Origin of the sequence: Gordonia namibiensis NBRC 108229, assembly GCF_000298235.1 — a bacterium.
Lineage (GTDB): Bacteria > Actinomycetota > Actinomycetes > Mycobacteriales > Mycobacteriaceae > Gordonia > Gordonia namibiensis.
In genome coordinates this window covers 74,983-91,674 of the sequence record NZ_BAHE01000006.1, presented here as the reverse complement: position 1 = coordinate 91,674, position 16,692 = coordinate 74,983, and the positions used below count along the sequence as shown (strand labels likewise).

The window sequence follows — 16,692 nt, the reverse complement described above, 5'->3', positions numbered from 1 at the left end:
GTCAGTAGTAGTACGGGAAGTCGTCCCAGCGCGGATCGCGCTTCTCCAGGAACGCATCCCGGCCCTCGACGGCCTCGTCGGTCATGTAGGCCAGGCGGGTCGCCTCACCGGCGAACACCTGCTGACCCATGAGGCCGTCGTCGGTGAGGTTGAAGGCGAACTTCAGCATGCGCTGTGCGGTGGGTGATTTGCCGTTGATCTTGCGGGCCCACTCGATGGCGGTGTTCTCCAGCTCGGCGTGCGGGGCGACGCGATTGACCGCGCCCATGCGGTGCATGGTCTCCGCGTCGTAGGCCTCGCCGAGGAAGAAGATCTCGCGGGCGAACTTCTGTCCGACCTGCTTGGCGAGGTAGGCGCTGCCGTAGCCGGCGTCGAAGGAGCCCACATCGGCGTCGGTCTGCTTGAACCGGGCGTGCTCGGCGGAGGCCAGGGTCAGGTCGCACACCACGTGCAGTGAGTGGCCGCCGCCGGCCGCCCATCCGTTGACCACCGCGATGACCACCTTGGGCATGGTGCGGATGAGTCGCTGGACCTCGAGGATGTGGAGTCGTCCGCCCTCGGCCTTGACCCGGGCCTCGTCGACGGAGTCGGCGCCCGCGGCCACGACGTCGGTGTCGTGACTGGTCGCGTACTGGTACCCGGAACGGCCGCGGATTCGCTGGTCGCCGCCGCTGCAGAAGGCCCACCCGCCGTCCTTGGGGCTCGGGCCGTTGCCGGTCAGGAGGATCGTGCCGACATCGGGGGAGCGGCGGGCGTGGTCGAGCACCCGGTAGAGCTCGTCGACGGTGTGCGGGCGGAAGGCGTTGCGGACCTCCGGTCGGTCGAAGGCCACCCGCACGATGCCGTTCTCGCGACCCTCACCTGCATGCCGGTGGTAGGTGATGTCGGTGAGGTCGGTGAACCCGGGCACCGGGGTCCACTGGGCCGGATCGAACGGCTGGTCGGCGGTCTTGGTGTCGTCGGTCGCGCTCATGCGCTCAGAGTAGTGATCACAGACGGCCGGGCTCACGGCGGTCCGCCGGGTGCGCGGGCGTCCGAAGTGGATCAAAGGTCCTGATGAGTTCGGTTTCCGCGCGAACCGTATACGATGCGGGGTTTTCAGCTAATTCCCAGTTCGCAGTGCTTACATGTACCCATGGACACCTGGGGGTGGATTGTCGTCGGAGTGGCCGGCTGGTGCGTACTCGCCGCGGTGGTCGCGGTGATCGTGGGGCGGGCGGTACGGCTTCGAGACGAGAAGGAGCGCGGGCCGCGCGGAGTCCCCGACTTCGTCCCCGGTACGTCACAGGGGTTCGTGCGCCACGGTGTGTGCGTCGACCTCGATTCGCACCGTCGTTCCGACCGGCACCGTCCGGGTGGCCAGGGGGAGCACCAGTCCGGCTCGTGAATCGGTCTTCTTATACGGTTGACCGGTGAGTGAAGCGAACGACCGTGCTGTAGAGATCGTCGAGGAAGACCCGCACGAGGGTGGTTTCCGGCCCCATGCGGCCATCACCACCGAGCGCGGCGGCCCGCGGTACGGCGAGTTCAGCGAACAGGTCCGTCTGCTGATGGACAACGCGCGCTACGCCTGCCCCGACGACGAGCTCGTCGACGAACTCATCGAGCACCTCAGCGCGGTCAACGAGCGCCTGGCCAAGGTTCGCATCGACGAATGGCATTCGCCTGCCGGTACCCGCGTCGACCTGCCGTCCCGCGGCAACATCACCCTTCCGCCCTACGAGGTCGTCGAGGCCTCCGAAGACGGAGTCGTCGCCGAACTGGTCTTCCGCGACTTCCATCTCGGCGGCAACGCCGCTGCACACGGCGGACATGTCGCCGTCGCCTTCGACGACCTCGGTGGTTACGCCTCGGCCGTGGCGATCCAGCACGTCAGCCGCACCGCCTACCTGAACGTGCAGTACCGCTCGATCACCCCGCTGAACACCCCGCTGCGGGTGCGCGCCTGGGCGGACAGGATCGAGGGCCGCAAGGTCTTCATCAAGGGCACCATGCACGACGGTGACCGGTTGTGCGCCGAGATGGACGCCCTGTTCATCAAGCTCAAGCCCGGCCAGGCCTAGCCGGGCTGTCGAACCCGGTTCGGTCAGCCGGGGAGCCGACGGCTGCGCACCGTCGGCGACGCCGACCTCGACACCCGGAGCACGATGGTGACGGCCTCGTCGTCGGCGACCGGACACAGCTCGTCCATCTCACGACGTAGACCGGCGAGAACGTCGCCGTGGTTGCTCGACAGAGAGCGAGCCGTCGCGTCGTCGAGGGCATAGAGGAACGCAGGGGTCACGGGGTGTACGGCGTAGCCGAGTTGTTCGGCGGCCGCCCACAGTTGTTCGACGACGAGGCCGGCCCGCAGGTAGTCCGCCGGTGTCCGTCCACGCTGGACCAGGAGCAGGATTCCCGACGCCGAGGTGACCCGTGCCGCCGCGTCGGCACCCAGTGCGGCACCACCGCCCCACTCGTCGAGCAGGGACATCACATCGGCGCGGCGGAGCACGTCGAGCATCCCGGCCATGGCCGGCGGCAGGTCGAGGGAGGCGATGTCGATCCCCGCGCCGTCCGCGGGGTCGGCGGTGAGTTCGGCGAACATCTCGCGGTGCAGTTCCGGAGTCAGGAAGCGCACCCGGTCGGAGCGGTCGGCGATCGAGGCGAAGGTCGTGATCCGCATGCGGTCGGTGAGCGGTACGAGCCGGGTGATCTCGGTGTCGGCCACGTCGGCGAGACGGATCAGATCGTCGTCGTCCAGCGGTGATCCGTTTCCCGGTCCACGCCGAGTGCCCCGCGCCAGCAGGGTGCGGAGTTCGCGCTCGTACTCGGGTGCGTGCACGCCCGCACCGAGACCCTTGAGCCGCACCCGTCCGAGGACCGTCCGATCGTCCGCGACTACCTCGAGGTCGTCGAGTACGCCGCGACTCGCCGCGGCCACGCGGGCGTTGTGCAGGGCGGCACCCACCGCGACCGCGGAGGCCCGATGCTCGATGTCGAGCGTCGACGTGCGGGAGCGGTCCAGCACGATGGTCACGGAGTCGTCGTCGGCGATGATCTGCCACGGCTGCTGATTGCCCGCCGACGGGGCACGGCTCGCCGCGTACGTGATCAGCTCGAGGTCGGACATCTCCTCGACCGGAAGCTGGTCTGTCGATTCGTCGGCCGTGCCGGCGTTGTCGTGTGCACGGTCGAGGGGATCGGTGAGGCCGTCGAGCCAGGCGTCGCGATCGAAGCGCACGCGTCCCGACGGCAGCGGCCTGCCCTGGACGAGGCGACGGACCGCGGCGGCGACCGTCGCCCCACCGAGGAGGACGTCGCCGGCCAGCTGAGGCCAGGCGGTGACCGAGTGACCGAGCTCGATCGCCGACGCGGCCATCGGCGCGGTGACCCGAGCCGGCTCGAGCACCTTGACGGCCAGCGGCGTCAGATGCGCGCGGTCGAGCCCCACGAGGTCCTCGATGCGGAGGTCGCCCGCGAGGCCGTGGAACAACGGGCGATCCGGCTCGAGGTCGAAGCGCTCCACGTCGAGGGTCCCGCCGTCGCTCGTCTCCATCAGCACCGGGATGCCCAGCTCGCGGCAACGGTGCCGTACCAGCACCTTCACGTCGAAGGAATCGCATTCCTCGACGACGAGATCGAGTCCATCGAGGAATTCGTCGATGTTCTCCGCGGTGATGCCGTCGGAGAACACCGAAGTCGTCAGATAGGGATCGATTTCAGAAAGCCGACGAGAAGCGACCACGGCTTTGTTCGTCTCAATATCCAGCAATGTCGCCGGAATTCGATTCATATTGGTCAGCTCGAGGTCATCGAAATCGGCCAGGCGTAATTCGCCGGCCAATCCCTCGAGCGTCAGGGTGAGGGCGATGGCGTGACCCACGCTCAATCCGACGACACCGATGCGCAGTTTCGCCGCGGCATCGAGATCCGCGGCGGTCAGCTTATGCCGGTTGCGGTCCAGGCGAAGACGACGAAATGACAGTGGACCGGGGATTTTCACCAGGGATTTTCGCCACGGGAAGTATGCGAAACGGGGTTTTTCGGTCAGGAGTGCCGGGTCGACCGGTGGGAGGATCTCGGCGAGTGCGCGGGTGGTCTGCGCCGTCAGGTCGGTCACGTCGAGCGAGCCGTCGTCGAACAGGGAATCGGGGACTTCGGACTCGGAGTACAGGACGGCGGTGGTGGCCGGCACGGAGGGCATACCTCATCGTGGCCTACTCGACCGAGCGTCGCCAACCGGGTCGACAGGTGCCGAATCCGGGAGGAAACGGCGCTCGTGAGCCTGCATAAAAACGCTCTTGTGGCAACATTACACGCGGGGTCAGGGGAGATCTTGCAACCAATTCCTCCATTTCGGAAGGCGCAATCCTGCGATGAAAACGATGAGAACCGCCGGTGAGGTGGTGCGAACGGGGGTTCTGCGTGGCACCGCCGAGGAAGCAGGGTCGGAGTACACGGTCGTCGCGGCCGCACCCGGCCGTGAGAGCGCATTGTGGGATCGGTATCTGAACGGGGCCGCCGCCGCTTACGAACGGCACGGCTGTGCGGCCGCTCTCGACTACGACGAGGTCGTCTCGGGTGCGGGAACGGCGCTGTTCTTCGCGGTCCTCGACGACACCGACCAGGTCCGGGGTGGCCTACGTGTCCAGCCGAGGTTCGGTGCGGCGGCCCAGTCGCATGCGCTGGTCGAGTGGGCCGGCCAGCCCGGTCAGGTGCAGCTGGTGAACGCCATCGAGTCGCGCCTCGCCGGTGGGATCGTCGAGGTCAAGACCGCCTGGGTGGATGAGCGTTCCCCGATCGCGAGGTCGGTGGCCGGGCAGCTCTCGCGGTTGGGTCTGGTGATCATGGAGATGTCGGGGACCGACCACATGATGGCGACCGCGGCCGATCACGTTCTGCGGCGCTGGCAGTCGGGCGGCGGGCGCGTCGACGAATCCGTGCCGCCGACCCCGTTCCCCGACGAGCGGTACCGCACGCGCCTCATGTGGTGGGATCGTGCCCGCATCCGCGAACACACCACTCTCGAGACGTGGCGACGGATGCGAATGGAAGCCGACATCCTGCAGGCCGCGGGCGCGGCTCAGCTCCTACCCCGCGTCTCCATCTCGACGAAGTCCGGGGGACGCTGGTAGAAGACCTCGTACAGGCTCGCCGACGGAGGCGATGCCGGCGGGTCCTCCGCGGCGTGGGCGCTCAGCGTGCCGTCGTTCCACACGATCGGGTCGATCGTGTCGATGACCGTGGTGTCGCGGCCGCTCTCCTTGGCCCGGTAGACGCACTCGTCGGCGCGGCCGAGTAGGTTGCCGATGACGTCATCGGTCGAGTGGGCGCTGCCGTCCCGCGAGGACACCAGCGGTGCGCAGACACCTCCCACACTGATCGTCACCGGTGCGGTCGCGGCGACGGCGGCACGCAGACGTTCGGCGCTGCGCCAGAGCTCTTCCTTGTCACGGACGACGTGGAAGAGGAGGAACTCCTCGCCGCCGTAACGACAGACCTCGGAACCGACCGGTGCTTGTTCGCGGATGGCTGCCGCGGCGGAGAGCAGCACGCCGTCGCCGGCAAGGTGCCCGTACTCGTCGTTGATCCGCTTGAAGTGGTCGACGTCGAGCAGCAGGATGCCGATCCATCCGGTCGAGGATCGCGCGGCCGACAGCAACTGGGATGCCCGGATGAGGAAACCGCGACGGTTGAGCAGGCCGGTCAGCGGGTCGATCCCGCAGAGGCGGGTCTGCTGGTCGAGAACGGCCTCCATCGATTTCCGGAGAGCCACCACGAGGAAGACCGGCACGACGATGATGCCGAACATCGCGCCGAAACTGATCAGGAAGGTGGGCACGGAGTCCGCGAGGATCGCGAGGACCAGCGCTGCGCAGGCGCTGGCGACCGCCAGGTGGGAGAGGATGAGCCGCGGCGAGGCGGAGATCGCGCCGATCGCCGGGATGACGGCCACGATGGCCAGCACCAGAGCTGCGGTGAGGGGATCGGCGAGGATCAACGATGTGCCGCCGATGCCCGCGATGCCGAATCCGCCGAGGGCAGCGAACTCCGGGTCGGTCAACCGGCGACGCAGGGCGGTGAAGGCGAAGATCAGGGCGATGAACGACCAGATGGCCATCAGGACGATGATCTTGCCCGGCTTGATGGTGTGGGGCGCGAGTAGAGCGATGAGAGGCAGCGGCAGAACGCCACCGGTGCTGATCAGCGTTGCCATGGAGCGCGCGTCGTAGCGTCGCATCACATTCCTGATCAAGGCCATACGCCGGGACCGCTTTCCGTCGCTATGACCGCGCACGCGGTCACGGATACTCCGAACATGGGTTTTACGAATACAAAATCGTAACCGGAACGAACGAATCCTGAGTGGCGTCGCACCCAGGACTTGCAGCCACCTTAGCAGTGGTTTTGTAGCCTTTCTAATTGTTTGCCGAGATCTCGAAAAAAGGGAGGAGTGCCGGCGAACAGCGCCGGCGGATGCCGAGACCCGGAATTCTACGGCCGGGCTGTCGCGCGTGCTCGCCGGCGTGATTGTCGACACCATTCGACGCGGACGAAATCCTCCGACCGAATCCGCGGTTCTTCGAGCGTGATTCGGCGCGCGGGTCGTCGCTCGAACCGAGCGGTCTGCGAGTAGAGTCTCGCCCACGGCGGGACGTGGCGATCATGCCGCGGCCGGGGGGATCGGACGAGATAGATGATGGAGCGTTGAACCGCGACGCAACGGTGATCGCGGTGTCGGTCGACCCCTATCATCGCGCAGTCGTCGCCTACGGGCACCGGTCCGCCGTATCGATCGCCGAGTTGTTCGTCGAGCAGGTCCTGATGCCGATCAGTCCGCGTGCCCGGTTCGAACGCCGGTCGGACCTGCAGTGGCTGATCTCCCTCTCCGCGGACGACGGCGGCCACGATGCGCTCATCGACGCGGCCCGGCGCAAGCTCGGTGCGCACACGGTCAGCGACGGTGACCGCAGCGCCTTCCTCGACGTCTGCATGGGCGTCGCCGTGAGTGCGGATCTCCGCGCCGTCTCCGACGAGACCGACCTGGTACGGCACGCCGACGCCGCTCTGTGCGTCGCCCTCACCCGGCGGGTGCACGTCGAGTTCGCGCACCCCGGCATGGTGCGGCAGATCAGCGCGGAGGTCGACCTCGCGGCCTGGCTCACCCGTTCGGTGGAGCGCGACTTCTCGGTCTTCTACCAGCCGATCGTCGCGATGGCGGACCGTCGGGTGGTCGGCTACGAGTCGCTGCTGCGGTGGCACACCGAATCCGGGGTTCTCGCTCCCGATGCATTCCTCGCAGTCGCCGAGGGTATTTCACTGCTCGCGCCGATCGGACGGCATGCCATCGGGGAGGCCATCCGGGATCTGGCCGGCGACATCTCCGAGATGGCGGGGGAGGAGGCCTTCGTCTCGCTCAACCTCTCGGGACAGCAGCTCTCCGACGAGGGCCTCGTCCGCTACATCGACGGTCTGATCCGTGACCACCACGTCGAGCCGTCTCGGGTGTGGATCGAGGTCCGCGAGGATCAGGTGATCCGGCTCGAGACGTCGGCGGCCCGCACCGTCAACGGCCTGCACGACCTCGGGTGCACGATCTGCGTCGACGACCTCGGCGCCGGTTTCTCGGCCCTTCGTTACGTCCGTGATCTGCCCGTCGATGTCCTGAAGGTCGATCGCACCCTGATCGCCCAGCTGGTTCACAGTCATTCCGATCGTGCTGTGGTGCGGGCGATCTCGGAGATGGCAGCGGCCACCGGGCTGCGGATGGTGGCCGAGGGAATCGAGAGCGACGATGTGCTGGAAGTGCTCACGGAGTTCGGGTTCGACTATGCGCAGGGATTCTTCTTCGGCCGGCCCGAACCGCTGGCCTCCTGGACGGGACAGTAGTCCGTCGAGGCGATGGCACCGTAAGGCCGAGGACGACTCAGGGCCCGGGACGCCGACGGGCCGGCGCGCCGTCGCCGGCGCACCGGCCCGTCGGTGTCGTTCCCGATGATGTTCGGGGAGAGGGTTTCTCGGACTACGAGGCAGTCCCGGTCTCGATCGCCTGCTGGTGTTTGATGCTTTCCACCTCGATACGGCGCGGCTTGGCCTTCTCGGCCACCGGGATGGTCACGGTGAGCACGCCGTTGTCGTAGCGGGCGGAGATGCCGGCACTGTCGATGGAGTCACCGAGGGTGAGCTGGCGTCGATAGGTTCCGGAGAACCGTTCGCTGGCCAGCCACTCGACGCCCTCGTCGGACGGGGCAGATCGCTGGGCGGACAACGTGAGAACGCCGTTGTCGACGCTCACGTCGATCGAGCCCGGGTCGGCGCCCGGTAGGTCGGCGACGAGCATGTAGTGGTCGTCGACCTTGTAGAGGTCCAAGGGCATGAACTTGGGAGTACGCGCGGTTCCGGCAACCGAACCGGTCAGCATGCCCCGGGCCCAGGCATCCATGTCGGAAAACGGATCGAAACGCAGCACAGCAGTTCACCTCCTGTCTAACAAGGCTGCCCGCCACTCGTCCGGCGAGCAGCTCAACGCTGTACTGACACCGAAGATAGCACCGGATTCCGCACTCGTCTAGCACTCTCGGGCAGAGAGTGCTAACGAATTTCCGGGCGGTGTCCGCCGCCTCGGCTCAACCGAGTTCGGTTGCGTCGATGGTGAATCCGGCGTCGCGGAGGCGATCGATGAGGGCGTCGCCCATGGCCGCGGCGGTCGTCAGGACGCCCGTGCGGGCCGGCAGACGGTCGCGGTCGAGCGCGAGTGCCAGGGCGCTCTCGGCAAGCATCACCGCGGTCGCCTTGTATCCGGGGTCGCCCTGCGCGCGCATCTGTGAGCGATAGCGTCGGCCGGTGGTCGTCCGGGTGAACGTCTCGACCACGAAATACCCACTGTTGCGGGACTTCTCGCTGGGGCCGTCGCCCGGTTTCGGAAGGACGCGGTCGAGGAGGCGGCGGGTGGGGCCGAAGCTCATGGCGCCCATGAACGCACCGGTGCCCACGGCCACCGCGCCGGCGGCGAGGGTCGACAAGGCCGGGACCCCGCCCACGTTCATCGTCTCCGCGTAGTGGAAATTCGACCCGTAGGCGTTGTCCAGCAGCGCATTCGACCGCCGGACGATCCGGGTGTTGTGTGCGGCCATGAAGAACGGGGCGAGCGTGCCGCTCAGCGACGGGTCGACCTTCTTGGCGTTGATGATCGACAGGTCGCTCGGTTCGTCGGACAGGCTGACCCGGGGGACCTCACCGGGGCCGCCCGAGAGGGCCTGCGGGTTGAGCATCAGGCGCCGGGCCTGAGAGTTCTTGGCCTCGTCGGCGATGACCCGCATCGAGTCGATGGTGCCGCCGGAGAGGCCGCCGCGCATCGACTTCACCACGAGCGTGGTGTCGGTCATCTCGCCGGCACCGTCCTCGGCGACCTTCTTGTAGAGCGCGTAGGTGGTGATGTCGGAGGGGACGGAGTCGAAGCCGCAGGAGTGGACGATGCGCGAGCCCGAGGCGACCGCGGTGTCGTGTGCCTTGTCGATGGAGTAGCGGACGAAGGGGACCTCGCCGGTGAGGTCGACGTAGTCGGTCCCGGCGGTGGCCGCGGCGACGACGAGCGCCTCGCCGTACTTGAGGTAGGGGCCGACCGTCGTGCAGACGACCTGGGTGCGGGCGACCATCGCGTCGAGCGCAGCGGGCGAGTTGGAGTCGGCCACGATCAGCGGCCAGTCCCGGGCGCGGAGCGGTAGTCGTTCGCGGACCTGGGTCAGCTTGGACTCGTTGCGGCCGGCGAGCGCCACCTTGGTGCCGATCGGGGCGTGGTCGGCGAGGTACCGCGCAGTGATCTCGCCGACGAAGCCGGTGGCGCCGTAGACGACGACGTCGAACTCGCGGCCGTGCGACCCGGCTGCGGACTGGTTGTCGTTGGAGTTTGTCTCGGTGTTCGATTCCCCGCTCATCTCTCCGACTTTACGTGGGACGCGGGTCACATGTGACCGGAGAGTCAGTTACCTCGCGCGGCCACTGCGCCGGGAGGCGGCACGCGCGGCGAACGGTGCCACGAACAGCATGAGGAGCACCCGCAGGATCTGCGCCGCGACGACGTAGGCCACATTGCCGCCCGCGCCGGTGGCCGCCGCGAGGACGGCGTAGATGCCGCCCGGGGTGGTCGCGAGGTAGCAGTCGAACATCGACTCGCCGGTCCAGGCCGACAGCGCGACACCGAGCAGCGCGCACCCGAGGCCGATGGCCAGGATCAGGGCCAGCGCATGCGGCAGGACGCGGCCGATCGCTCGCAGACGCTCCATGGTGAACCCGAGTCCGGCCTGCCACCCGATCAGCGCATAGGCGACGGTGAGCAGGATCGGGGACACCGCGGCGTCGCCGGCGACACCGGTGAGTTCGGCCGCCGTCGAGATCGCGAGGGGGCCGAGCAACCCGGCGGCGGGGAGGCGTAGCAAACGTCCCACGGGGATGCCGACACCCAGGCACACGACGAGCAGTAACAGGCCCCACGCCTGGTCGGTCCACGACGCCGGGACCACCTCGACCGCGCTCTCGCCGGCCCCGAAGACGAGGGAGGCGACGAGCGGGATCGTGACGGTGACGAGAGCGACGCGCAGGTACTGGATGACCGCGACCATCCGTTCGTCCCCGCCGAACTCACGGGTGAGGGCGACCAGCCCGGAGGCGCCGCCGGCCACGAGGGCCAGCGAACCGGTCAGCGGGTCGACGTCACGATGCAATCCGAGGAGGGCGCCGCAGACGACGGAGATCGCGAGGGTCGCGATCCCGATCACCAGCACCGGGAACCACGACGATCCCAGGCCGCTGATCGTCTCCGGGTCGGCCATCGTCCCGATGAAGACGCCGAGCACGCCCTGGGACGAGACGAACGCCCAGCGCGGCACGATGGGGGCGTCGGGGTCGTCGTGGGAGTTGCGTTGCCGGGGTGCACGACCGGCGATCGCGAGCAGGCCGGCGACGACGAGACCGGCGAACAGGGCTGCCGCGTCGACGTCGAAGAGTTCGAGGATCAGCGTCGCGGCCGCGGTCAGGAGGGCCAGCAATGTCCAGCGACGCATTGTGCCCACAGTAGGGCAGCACCTCGCCGGGTGCCGAGGGCGGGCGAGGCCGACGGCCGGGGATCAGGCGGGCTGCGCCGTGCCCAGGCTCAGTGCCCCATGGGGTTTCGGGACGCCCGGTTGATAGAACGAGTCGACGGTGCCGAGGGCGAACCCGGCCGTGGTCAGTTCGGCACGGACGTCCCGGGTGAGGTGGCACCCGCCGGCGATGCGTTTCTGGATCGGCTCGAGCCGACGCTGCCACGTGCGCACCTTCTCGTCGGGGGCGAGTCCGTGTTCGAGGAAGGCCAGGGTGCCGCCCGGCCGGAGCACGCGGCGGATCTCGGCGAGGGCCGCGCCCAGGTCGGGGATGGTGCACAGGGTGAACGTCGACAGTGCGGCGTCGAAGGAATCGTCGTCGAACGGCAGTTCCTGGCCGTCGAGTCCGGAGCGTTCGATCGGTACCGCGGACCCCGCGACCCGGTCGGCGGCCATCCGCCAGCCAACATCGGAGGGTTCGACCGCGGCGACCTCGGTGACCGTGTCGGGATACAGCCCGACGTTGAGGCCCGAGCCGAAACCGACCTCGAGCATCCGCCCGCTCAGCGGGGCGCAGGTGCGCTCTCGCAGTGGTGTCAGGGCCGACATCCCGCACGCGACGTGGACCAGGTGCGGGACGACGCGGTCGTCATAAAATCCCACGTGACCAGCGTAACGCCGCTCCCCGGCGCACCGCGAGAGTTCGAGTCCCTACGCTTGAGGAATGAATCGACCGGTTCCGAATCCCTCGACGCTGCAGGCGCGGGTCATCGTCGACGAGATGATCCGGGGCGGCGTGCGGGAAGCCGTACTGTGCCCGGGGTCCCGGAACGCGCCGCTGGCCTTCGCCCTGCACGCCGCCGACGCGGCGGGCCGGCTGCGGCTGCACGTCCGCATCGACGAGCGGTCCGCGGGTTACCTGGCGCTGGGTCTCGCGGTGTCGTCGAAGGAACCGGTGCCGATCGTCATGACCAGCGGCACGGCCGTGGCCAACATGGGTCCGGCTGTCTTCGAGGCCAACTACGCCCGCGTCCCGCTGGTGGTGATCAGCGCCAACCGGCCGTATGAGCTGCTCGGTTCGGGCGCCAACCAGACCGTCGAACAGTTCGGTCTCTTCGGCACCCAGGTGCGCGCCGCGATCAGCCTCGGCCTCGCCGAGCGCGACCTCGACACCAACAGCCAGTGGCGGTCGGCCGTCGGTCGTGTGCTCGCCGCCGCGCGCGGTGCCCGCACCGGCAACGCCGGCCCGGTCCAGTTCGACATCCCGCTGCGGGAACCGCTCGTGCCCGACCCGGACGAGGTCGGGGACGACGACCTGGGGTCGTTCTCCGGACGTCCCGGCGGACTGCCGTGGACGCAGGCACCGGTCGGCAAACTCGACGTCCCGCTGCCCATCGACCTGTCGCTGGACACTGTCGTGGTGTCCGGACACGGCTCGGGTGAGCATCCCGCCCTCGCCGACGTGCCGACGGTCGCCGAACCGACCGCGCCCCATCCGGCGACCCCGCTGCACCCGCTCGCACTCGACTCGGTACGTCCCAAGCAGGCGATCATCTGCGGCCGTCCGACGCTGCATCGCGGGGTCTCGCGGCTGCTCGCCGACCCCGAGGTGCGGGTCTACGCGCTGACCACCGGTCCGCGCTGGCCCGACGTCTCGGGCAACGTCTTCGCGACCGGTACGCGCATCGAGGTCGTCGGCGAACCGCGCGAGGACTGGATCAAGGAGTGCGCCGCCGTCCAGGAGCGGGTGGCCGGGGCAGTCGAGGCCGAGCTCGACGAACCCGGTCCGACCACCGGACTGCACGTCGCGCGAGCTGTCAGCGCTGCGATGGCGCCGGGCGACCAGCTCGTCGTCGGGGCGTCGAACCCGATCCGCGACATCGCACTCGCCGGACGGGTCGCCGAAGGCGTGCGCGTCCTGTCCAACCGTGGCGTCGCCGGCATCGACGGGACCAACTCGACGGCCATCGGTGCCGCGCTGGCCCTCGACCACGAACGTCCCGGCGCCCGCACGATCGCGCTGATGGGTGACCTGACCTTCATCCACGACGCCACCGGCCTGGTCATCGGGCCCGGGGAGCCGAGGCCCGATTCGCTGCGGATCGTCGTGGCCAACGACGACGGCGGCGGGATCTTCGGACTGCTCGAACAGGGCGACCCGCGCTACAACGCCGGGCAGTACGCCGGCGCCTACGAGCGCGTCTTCGGAACCCCGCACCGCACCGACATCGCGTCGATGTGCGCGGGCTTCCACATCCCGCACCGGCGCGTCGGCGTCGACGAACTGCGCACCGTCCTCGCCGAGGAACCGGCGGCCGGCGGCATCGAGGTGATCGAGGTCGCCACCGATCGGGATCGGTTGCGATCGGTGCACGCGGCGATCGCGGCGCGCCTGAAAGCGTCGGCGGACTAGACCGCGCGACGGCGGTCCCGTACCCGGCCGGTTACCCTGAACGCCATGAATCCGGTGATCCAGCGACGCGTTCAGCTCGGGCTGCTCGTCGTCGGGATCACCATCACCGCGATGGCGTTCTCGCTCGTCGCCGGTTGCTTCAAGAACGACTCCGCGATCGAGGCGAGCAAGGCCACCGTGATGGCCGAGGTGGTCTCGGTGGATGCGCTGCACGCCGCGGTCGACTTCCAGACGCCCGACGGCTCGTTCCACAGTCCGCGCTTCGGTCTGCTCTATCCCACCGAGCTCAGCGAGGGACAGCGGATCAGCGTCGAATATGCCGCCTACAACCCGGATCTCGCGCGCCCGACCGGGCGCACCGCGATGCTCTCGATCATCCCGGGCCTGTCCGTCGCCGTCGTCGGCTGGGTGGTCGTCGGCCTGCTGATGGTCGGTGTCGCGGAGTTCAGCCGACGCCGTAACCGTCGGACCGCGGAGACCGCCGATTCCTCCGAACCGGGCTCTTCCGACGCAGACGCGCCCGACACTCCGGCGACCGCCGATCACCCGGGCGAGGCTACCGACGAGGAATCCGTCAGCCCGCGATGACCGTCGTGGTCCCACCGGAGATCACGAGTGCCTCGTCGTCGCGCAGGAAATGCAGCGGACGGTCGGCGAACTCCTGCCGCGTCCGATCGATCCGGCCGCGTCCGCCGACGGTTCCCTCGGCATGCGGGACGACCGTGACGTCGATGAGTTCGAGGCCGACGGTCGAGGTCAGGGGTGCCGCCTCGCTCGGGTCGTCGAGTAGCGCGAGCGGCGCGATGTCGGGACCGGTGACGCACGCCCCGGCACTGACCCCGATGTAGGGCAATCCGCGCCGGACCGCGTCGACGAGAGGACGGTCGGCGCCCGCGTGGCGGAGCGCGCCGAGCAGGTGGAAGACGTTGCCGCCGGATACGAACACCGCGTCGATCTCGCTCAGCGCGCGGGTGAAGGTGGCCGCCGAGACGAGTTCCGGATCGACGTCGACGACCTCGAATCCCTGATCGCGCAGGCTGCTGCGGTCGAGGTCGAGCCAGGTCTGGTCGGGGTAGATCGACGACGCCGTCGGTATGAAGCCGATGCGGGCACCGGCGCCGACCCGGGGGACGAGGAAGTCGTGTACCGGCGTGAGCCAGCGGCTCAGCAGCAGTAGGTCGATGTCGAGCACACGTCCACTGTGCACCGGCGGCACGGATCCCCGGGAATTCATCAGGCGTTGCGCGTCGTGTCACGCGCTGCGCCGCTGCCGGTCAGATCCGACGCCCAGGGTCGGGGTATGCGCGTTGCGATCGTCACCGAGAGCTTCCTCCCGCAGATGAACGGGGTCGTCAACTCCGTCCTGCGGGTCGTCGACCATCTGGAGTCCACCGGCCACGAGGTGGTCGTCGTCGCCCCGGACACTCCGCGGGGATGTGCTTCGGCGCCACGGACTGTCGGTCGGCGTACCCCGGTGCATCTGGTGCCGGCCGTACGGGTTCCGCGGGTGACGTCCCTACCGGTCGGGGTGCCGATGCCGCTGCTGTACCGGGTGCTGCGCGACTTCGCGCCCGACGTGGTGCACCTGGCCTCACCCTTCGTGGTGGGGGCTGCGGGTGCCGCGGCGGCGCGGGCGCTGGGTGTGCCGACGGTCGCGGTGTTCCAGACCGACGTCGCCGGGTTCGCCTCCGCCTACCGGCTGGGCGCGGTCGAGAAGGCGGCCTGGCGCTACACCCGGAAGCTGCACGAGATATGCGATCTGACCCTGGTCCCGTCGACCGAGACGATGAACGCTCTCACCGCGCGCGGGGTGCCGCGGTTGCGGCGATGGGGCCGGGGCGTCGACCTCGACCTGTTTTCACCCGATCGGCGTAGCGGTGCGCTGCGCGCCGAGTGGTTGCGCGGGCGCGAGGATGCGCTGGTGTGCGGGTTCGTAGGTCGGCTGGCGCCGGAGAAACATGTCGAGCGGCTGGCGGGACTGTCGGGGAATCCGCGGGTGCGGCTGGTGGTCGTCGGCGACGGTCCCGAACGTGCCCGACTCGAACGGGCGCTGCCGGACGCGGTGTTCACCGGCGAACTCCGGGGAGCGGCGCTGGCGCGTGCGTACGCCTCCTTCGACGTCTTTGCGCATCCCGGCGAACACGAGACGTTCTGTCAGACGATCCAGGAGGCGATGTCCAGCGGCCTGCCGGTCATCGCGCCCGACTCCGGTGGGCCACGCGACCTGGTGACACCGTTCCGCACCGGCTACCTGCTCGAGGTCGCGCGCTTCGACAAGACCCTGCCCGCGATCGTCGACTCGCTGCACGACGACGCGGTGCGGGCCGCCTTCGCCCGGGCGGCCGTCCAGGCGGTGCGAACACGGACGTGGCCTGCGGTGTGTGCCGAACTCGTCGGGCACTACCGGTCGGTGACGGGCTCCGGTGTCGCGGCCGCGTTCGACCGGCCGGCCTGAGCCCGAGAATCGCTGGTTGCGCACCAGGCGGTAGGTTGACTCCCATGGCATCGACGGGCGCGAACCCACCTCAGCGAGCAAGTCTGGAGAAGGATCCGGCCGAGGTCGCGGCCATGTTCGACGGCGTCGCCCGCCGCTACGACATCACCAACACCGTGCTGTCCTTCGGGCAGGATCGTGGGTGGCGCAAGAAGACCCGCAAGGCGCTCGATCTGCGACCCGGTGACATCGTCCTCGACCTCGCCGCGGGAACCGCGGTGTCGACCGTCGAGCTCGCCTCGTCGGGCGCGCACTGTGTCGCCGCCGACTTCTCACTCGGCATGCTGAAGGCCGGCGCACACCGCCACGTACCCAAGGTCGCGGCCGACGCGCTGTCGCTCCCGTTCGCCGACAACTCCTTCGACGCGGCCACCATCTCCTTCGGGTTGCGCAACGTCAACGACGTCCCCAAGGCCCTTGCCGAACTGCGTCGGGTCCTGAAACCCGGTGGGCGCCTGGTGATCTGCGAATTCTCCACGCCGACCCTCAAGCCGTTCCGCACCGTGTACATGGAGTACCTGATGAAGGCGCTGCCCGCGGTCGCGACCAAGGTCTCCAGCAGCCCGGCCGCGTATGTCTATCTCGCGGAATCGATCCGGGCCTGGCCCGACCAGTTCGCCCTCGGTGACCTCATCCGCGACGCCGGCTTCGACCACGTGCGCTGGCAGAACATGACCGGAGGGATCGCCGCGATCCACTCCGCCCGCGCCTGACCGGCCGACGTC

Annotated in this window: 16 protein-coding genes; 8 read left to right on the top strand and 8 right to left on the bottom strand. The window is 68.9% G+C overall.

From position 1 onward, the window contains the following. Nucleotide 1 precedes the first annotated feature (1 nt). Nucleotides 2-973 carry a 1,4-dihydroxy-2-naphthoyl-CoA synthase gene (locus GONAM_RS02750; RefSeq protein WP_040535167.1) on the bottom strand — a complete coding sequence of 324 codons (972 nt, stop codon included), beginning with the start codon at nucleotides 971-973 and terminating at the stop codon, nucleotides 2-4. Nucleotides 974-1,135: 162 nt separating this feature from the next. Here GONAM_RS02750 and GONAM_RS22320 point away from each other — a divergent pair, with 162 nt between their 5' ends. Together GONAM_RS22320 and GONAM_RS02745 are read left to right on the top strand one after the other, a co-directional pair. Beyond that, nucleotides 1,136-1,387, top strand: a complete 252-nt coding sequence (locus GONAM_RS22320; RefSeq protein ID WP_006865246.1) for a hypothetical protein — start codon at nucleotides 1,136-1,138, stop codon at nucleotides 1,385-1,387. Nucleotides 1,388-1,412: 25 nt separating this feature from the next. Beyond that, nucleotides 1,413-2,063, top strand: a complete 651-nt coding sequence (locus GONAM_RS02745; protein WP_006865245.1) for a PaaI family thioesterase — start codon at nucleotides 1,413-1,415, stop codon at nucleotides 2,061-2,063. Between the two features lie 23 nt (nucleotides 2,064-2,086). Here GONAM_RS02745 and GONAM_RS02740 read toward each other — a convergent pair whose 3' ends face one another. Further along, entirely contained in the window at nucleotides 2,087-4,186 is a 2,100-nt protein-coding gene (locus GONAM_RS02740; RefSeq protein WP_006865244.1) for an Rv1355c family protein, read from the bottom strand. Between the two features lie 172 nt (nucleotides 4,187-4,358). Here GONAM_RS02740 and GONAM_RS02735 point away from each other — a divergent pair, with 172 nt between their 5' ends. Next, complete coding sequence (locus GONAM_RS02735) at nucleotides 4,359-5,117, top strand: hypothetical protein (protein WP_040535165.1); 759 nt, start codon at nucleotides 4,359-4,361, stop codon at nucleotides 5,115-5,117. Here the strand turns inward: GONAM_RS02735 and GONAM_RS02730 are convergent. After that, complete coding sequence (locus tag GONAM_RS02730) at nucleotides 5,066-6,223, bottom strand: GGDEF domain-containing protein (RefSeq protein WP_006865242.1); 1,158 nt, start codon at nucleotides 6,221-6,223, stop codon at nucleotides 5,066-5,068. The genes GONAM_RS02735 and GONAM_RS02730 overlap by 52 nt on opposite strands. A 467-nt stretch (nucleotides 6,224-6,690) precedes the next feature. On the opposite strand from GONAM_RS02730, the gene GONAM_RS02725 reads away from it, so the two are divergent. Continuing rightward, nucleotides 6,691-7,872, top strand: a complete 1,182-nt coding sequence (locus GONAM_RS02725; RefSeq protein WP_006865241.1) for an EAL domain-containing protein — start codon at nucleotides 6,691-6,693, stop codon at nucleotides 7,870-7,872. Nucleotides 7,873-8,005: 133 nt separating this feature from the next. Here GONAM_RS02725 and GONAM_RS02720 read toward each other — a convergent pair whose 3' ends face one another. The 4 genes from GONAM_RS02720 to GONAM_RS02705 all read right to left on the bottom strand — a co-directional run bounded on the left by GONAM_RS02720 (nucleotide 8,006) and on the right by GONAM_RS02705 (nucleotide 11,723). Further along, on the bottom strand, nucleotides 8,006-8,452 hold the full coding sequence (locus GONAM_RS02720) for an Hsp20/alpha crystallin family protein (RefSeq protein ID WP_006865240.1): 447 nt from the start codon (nucleotides 8,450-8,452) through the stop codon (nucleotides 8,006-8,008). 157 nt (nucleotides 8,453-8,609) lie between these two features. Next, nucleotides 8,610-9,917, bottom strand: coding sequence for a saccharopine dehydrogenase family protein (locus GONAM_RS02715; RefSeq protein ID WP_006865239.1), 1,308 nt, complete (start codon nucleotides 9,915-9,917; stop codon nucleotides 8,610-8,612). Nucleotides 9,918-9,965: 48 nt separating this feature from the next. Beyond that, a complete protein-coding gene (locus GONAM_RS02710) occupies nucleotides 9,966-11,042 on the bottom strand; it encodes an AbrB family transcriptional regulator (RefSeq protein WP_040535162.1) in 1,077 nt (358 codons plus the stop codon). Nucleotides 11,043-11,105: 63 nt separating this feature from the next. Further along, entirely contained in the window at nucleotides 11,106-11,723 is a 618-nt protein-coding gene (locus tag GONAM_RS02705; protein WP_006865237.1) for a class I SAM-dependent methyltransferase, read from the bottom strand. Between the two features lie 61 nt (nucleotides 11,724-11,784). On the opposite strand from GONAM_RS02705, the gene menD reads away from it, so the two are divergent. Both menD and GONAM_RS02695 read left to right on the top strand, forming a co-directional pair. Continuing rightward, nucleotides 11,785-13,473, top strand: coding sequence for a 2-succinyl-5-enolpyruvyl-6-hydroxy-3-cyclohexene-1-carboxylic-acid synthase (gene menD / locus GONAM_RS02700; RefSeq protein WP_006865236.1), 1,689 nt, complete (start codon nucleotides 11,785-11,787; stop codon nucleotides 13,471-13,473). Nucleotides 13,474-13,518: 45 nt separating this feature from the next. Then, on the top strand, nucleotides 13,519-14,061 hold the full coding sequence (locus GONAM_RS02695; RefSeq protein ID WP_006865235.1) for a hypothetical protein: 543 nt from the start codon (nucleotides 13,519-13,521) through the stop codon (nucleotides 14,059-14,061). Here the strand turns inward: GONAM_RS02695 and GONAM_RS02690 are convergent. After that, nucleotides 14,048-14,665 carry a Type 1 glutamine amidotransferase-like domain-containing protein gene (locus GONAM_RS02690; RefSeq protein ID WP_006865234.1) on the bottom strand — a complete coding sequence of 206 codons (618 nt, stop codon included), beginning with the start codon at nucleotides 14,663-14,665 and terminating at the stop codon, nucleotides 14,048-14,050. The genes GONAM_RS02695 and GONAM_RS02690 overlap by 14 nt on opposite strands. A 108-nt stretch (nucleotides 14,666-14,773) precedes the next feature. On the opposite strand from GONAM_RS02690, the gene GONAM_RS02685 reads away from it, so the two are divergent. Together GONAM_RS02685 and GONAM_RS02680 are read left to right on the top strand one after the other, a co-directional pair. Then, a complete protein-coding gene (locus GONAM_RS02685; protein ID WP_006865233.1) occupies nucleotides 14,774-15,928 on the top strand; it encodes a glycosyltransferase family 4 protein in 1,155 nt (384 codons plus the stop codon). Nucleotides 15,929-15,972: 44 nt separating this feature from the next. Further along, nucleotides 15,973-16,680 carry a demethylmenaquinone methyltransferase gene (locus GONAM_RS02680; RefSeq protein ID WP_006865232.1) on the top strand — a complete coding sequence of 236 codons (708 nt, stop codon included), beginning with the start codon at nucleotides 15,973-15,975 and terminating at the stop codon, nucleotides 16,678-16,680. The last annotated feature ends 12 nt before the right edge of the window (nucleotides 16,681-16,692 follow it).

Coding starts and splice junctions, on each gene's coding strand:
- menD (WP_006865236.1), top strand. CDS start 11,785: ATGAATCGACCGGTTCCGAATCCCTCGACGCTGCAGGCGCGGGTCATC.
- GONAM_RS02735 (WP_040535165.1), top strand. CDS start 4,359: ATGAAAACGATGAGAACCGCCGGTGAGGTGGTGCGAACGGGGGTTCTG.
- GONAM_RS02740 (WP_006865244.1), bottom strand. CDS start 4,186: ATGCCCTCCGTGCCGGCCACCACCGCCGTCCTGTACTCCGAGTCCGAA.
- GONAM_RS02750 (WP_040535167.1), bottom strand. CDS start 973: ATGAGCGCGACCGACGACACCAAGACCGCCGACCAGCCGTTCGATCCG.
- GONAM_RS02685 (WP_006865233.1), top strand. CDS start 14,774: ATGCGCGTTGCGATCGTCACCGAGAGCTTCCTCCCGCAGATGAACGGG.
- GONAM_RS02715 (WP_006865239.1), bottom strand. CDS start 9,917: ATGAGCGGGGAATCGAACACCGAGACAAACTCCAACGACAACCAGTCC.
- GONAM_RS02710 (WP_040535162.1), bottom strand. CDS start 11,042: ATGCGTCGCTGGACATTGCTGGCCCTCCTGACCGCGGCCGCGACGCTG.
- GONAM_RS02695 (WP_006865235.1), top strand. CDS start 13,519: ATGAATCCGGTGATCCAGCGACGCGTTCAGCTCGGGCTGCTCGTCGTC.
- GONAM_RS02680 (WP_006865232.1), top strand. CDS start 15,973: ATGGCATCGACGGGCGCGAACCCACCTCAGCGAGCAAGTCTGGAGAAG.
- GONAM_RS22320 (WP_006865246.1), top strand. CDS start 1,136: ATGGACACCTGGGGGTGGATTGTCGTCGGAGTGGCCGGCTGGTGCGTA.
- GONAM_RS02730 (WP_006865242.1), bottom strand. CDS start 6,223: ATGCGACGCTACGACGCGCGCTCCATGGCAACGCTGATCAGCACCGGT.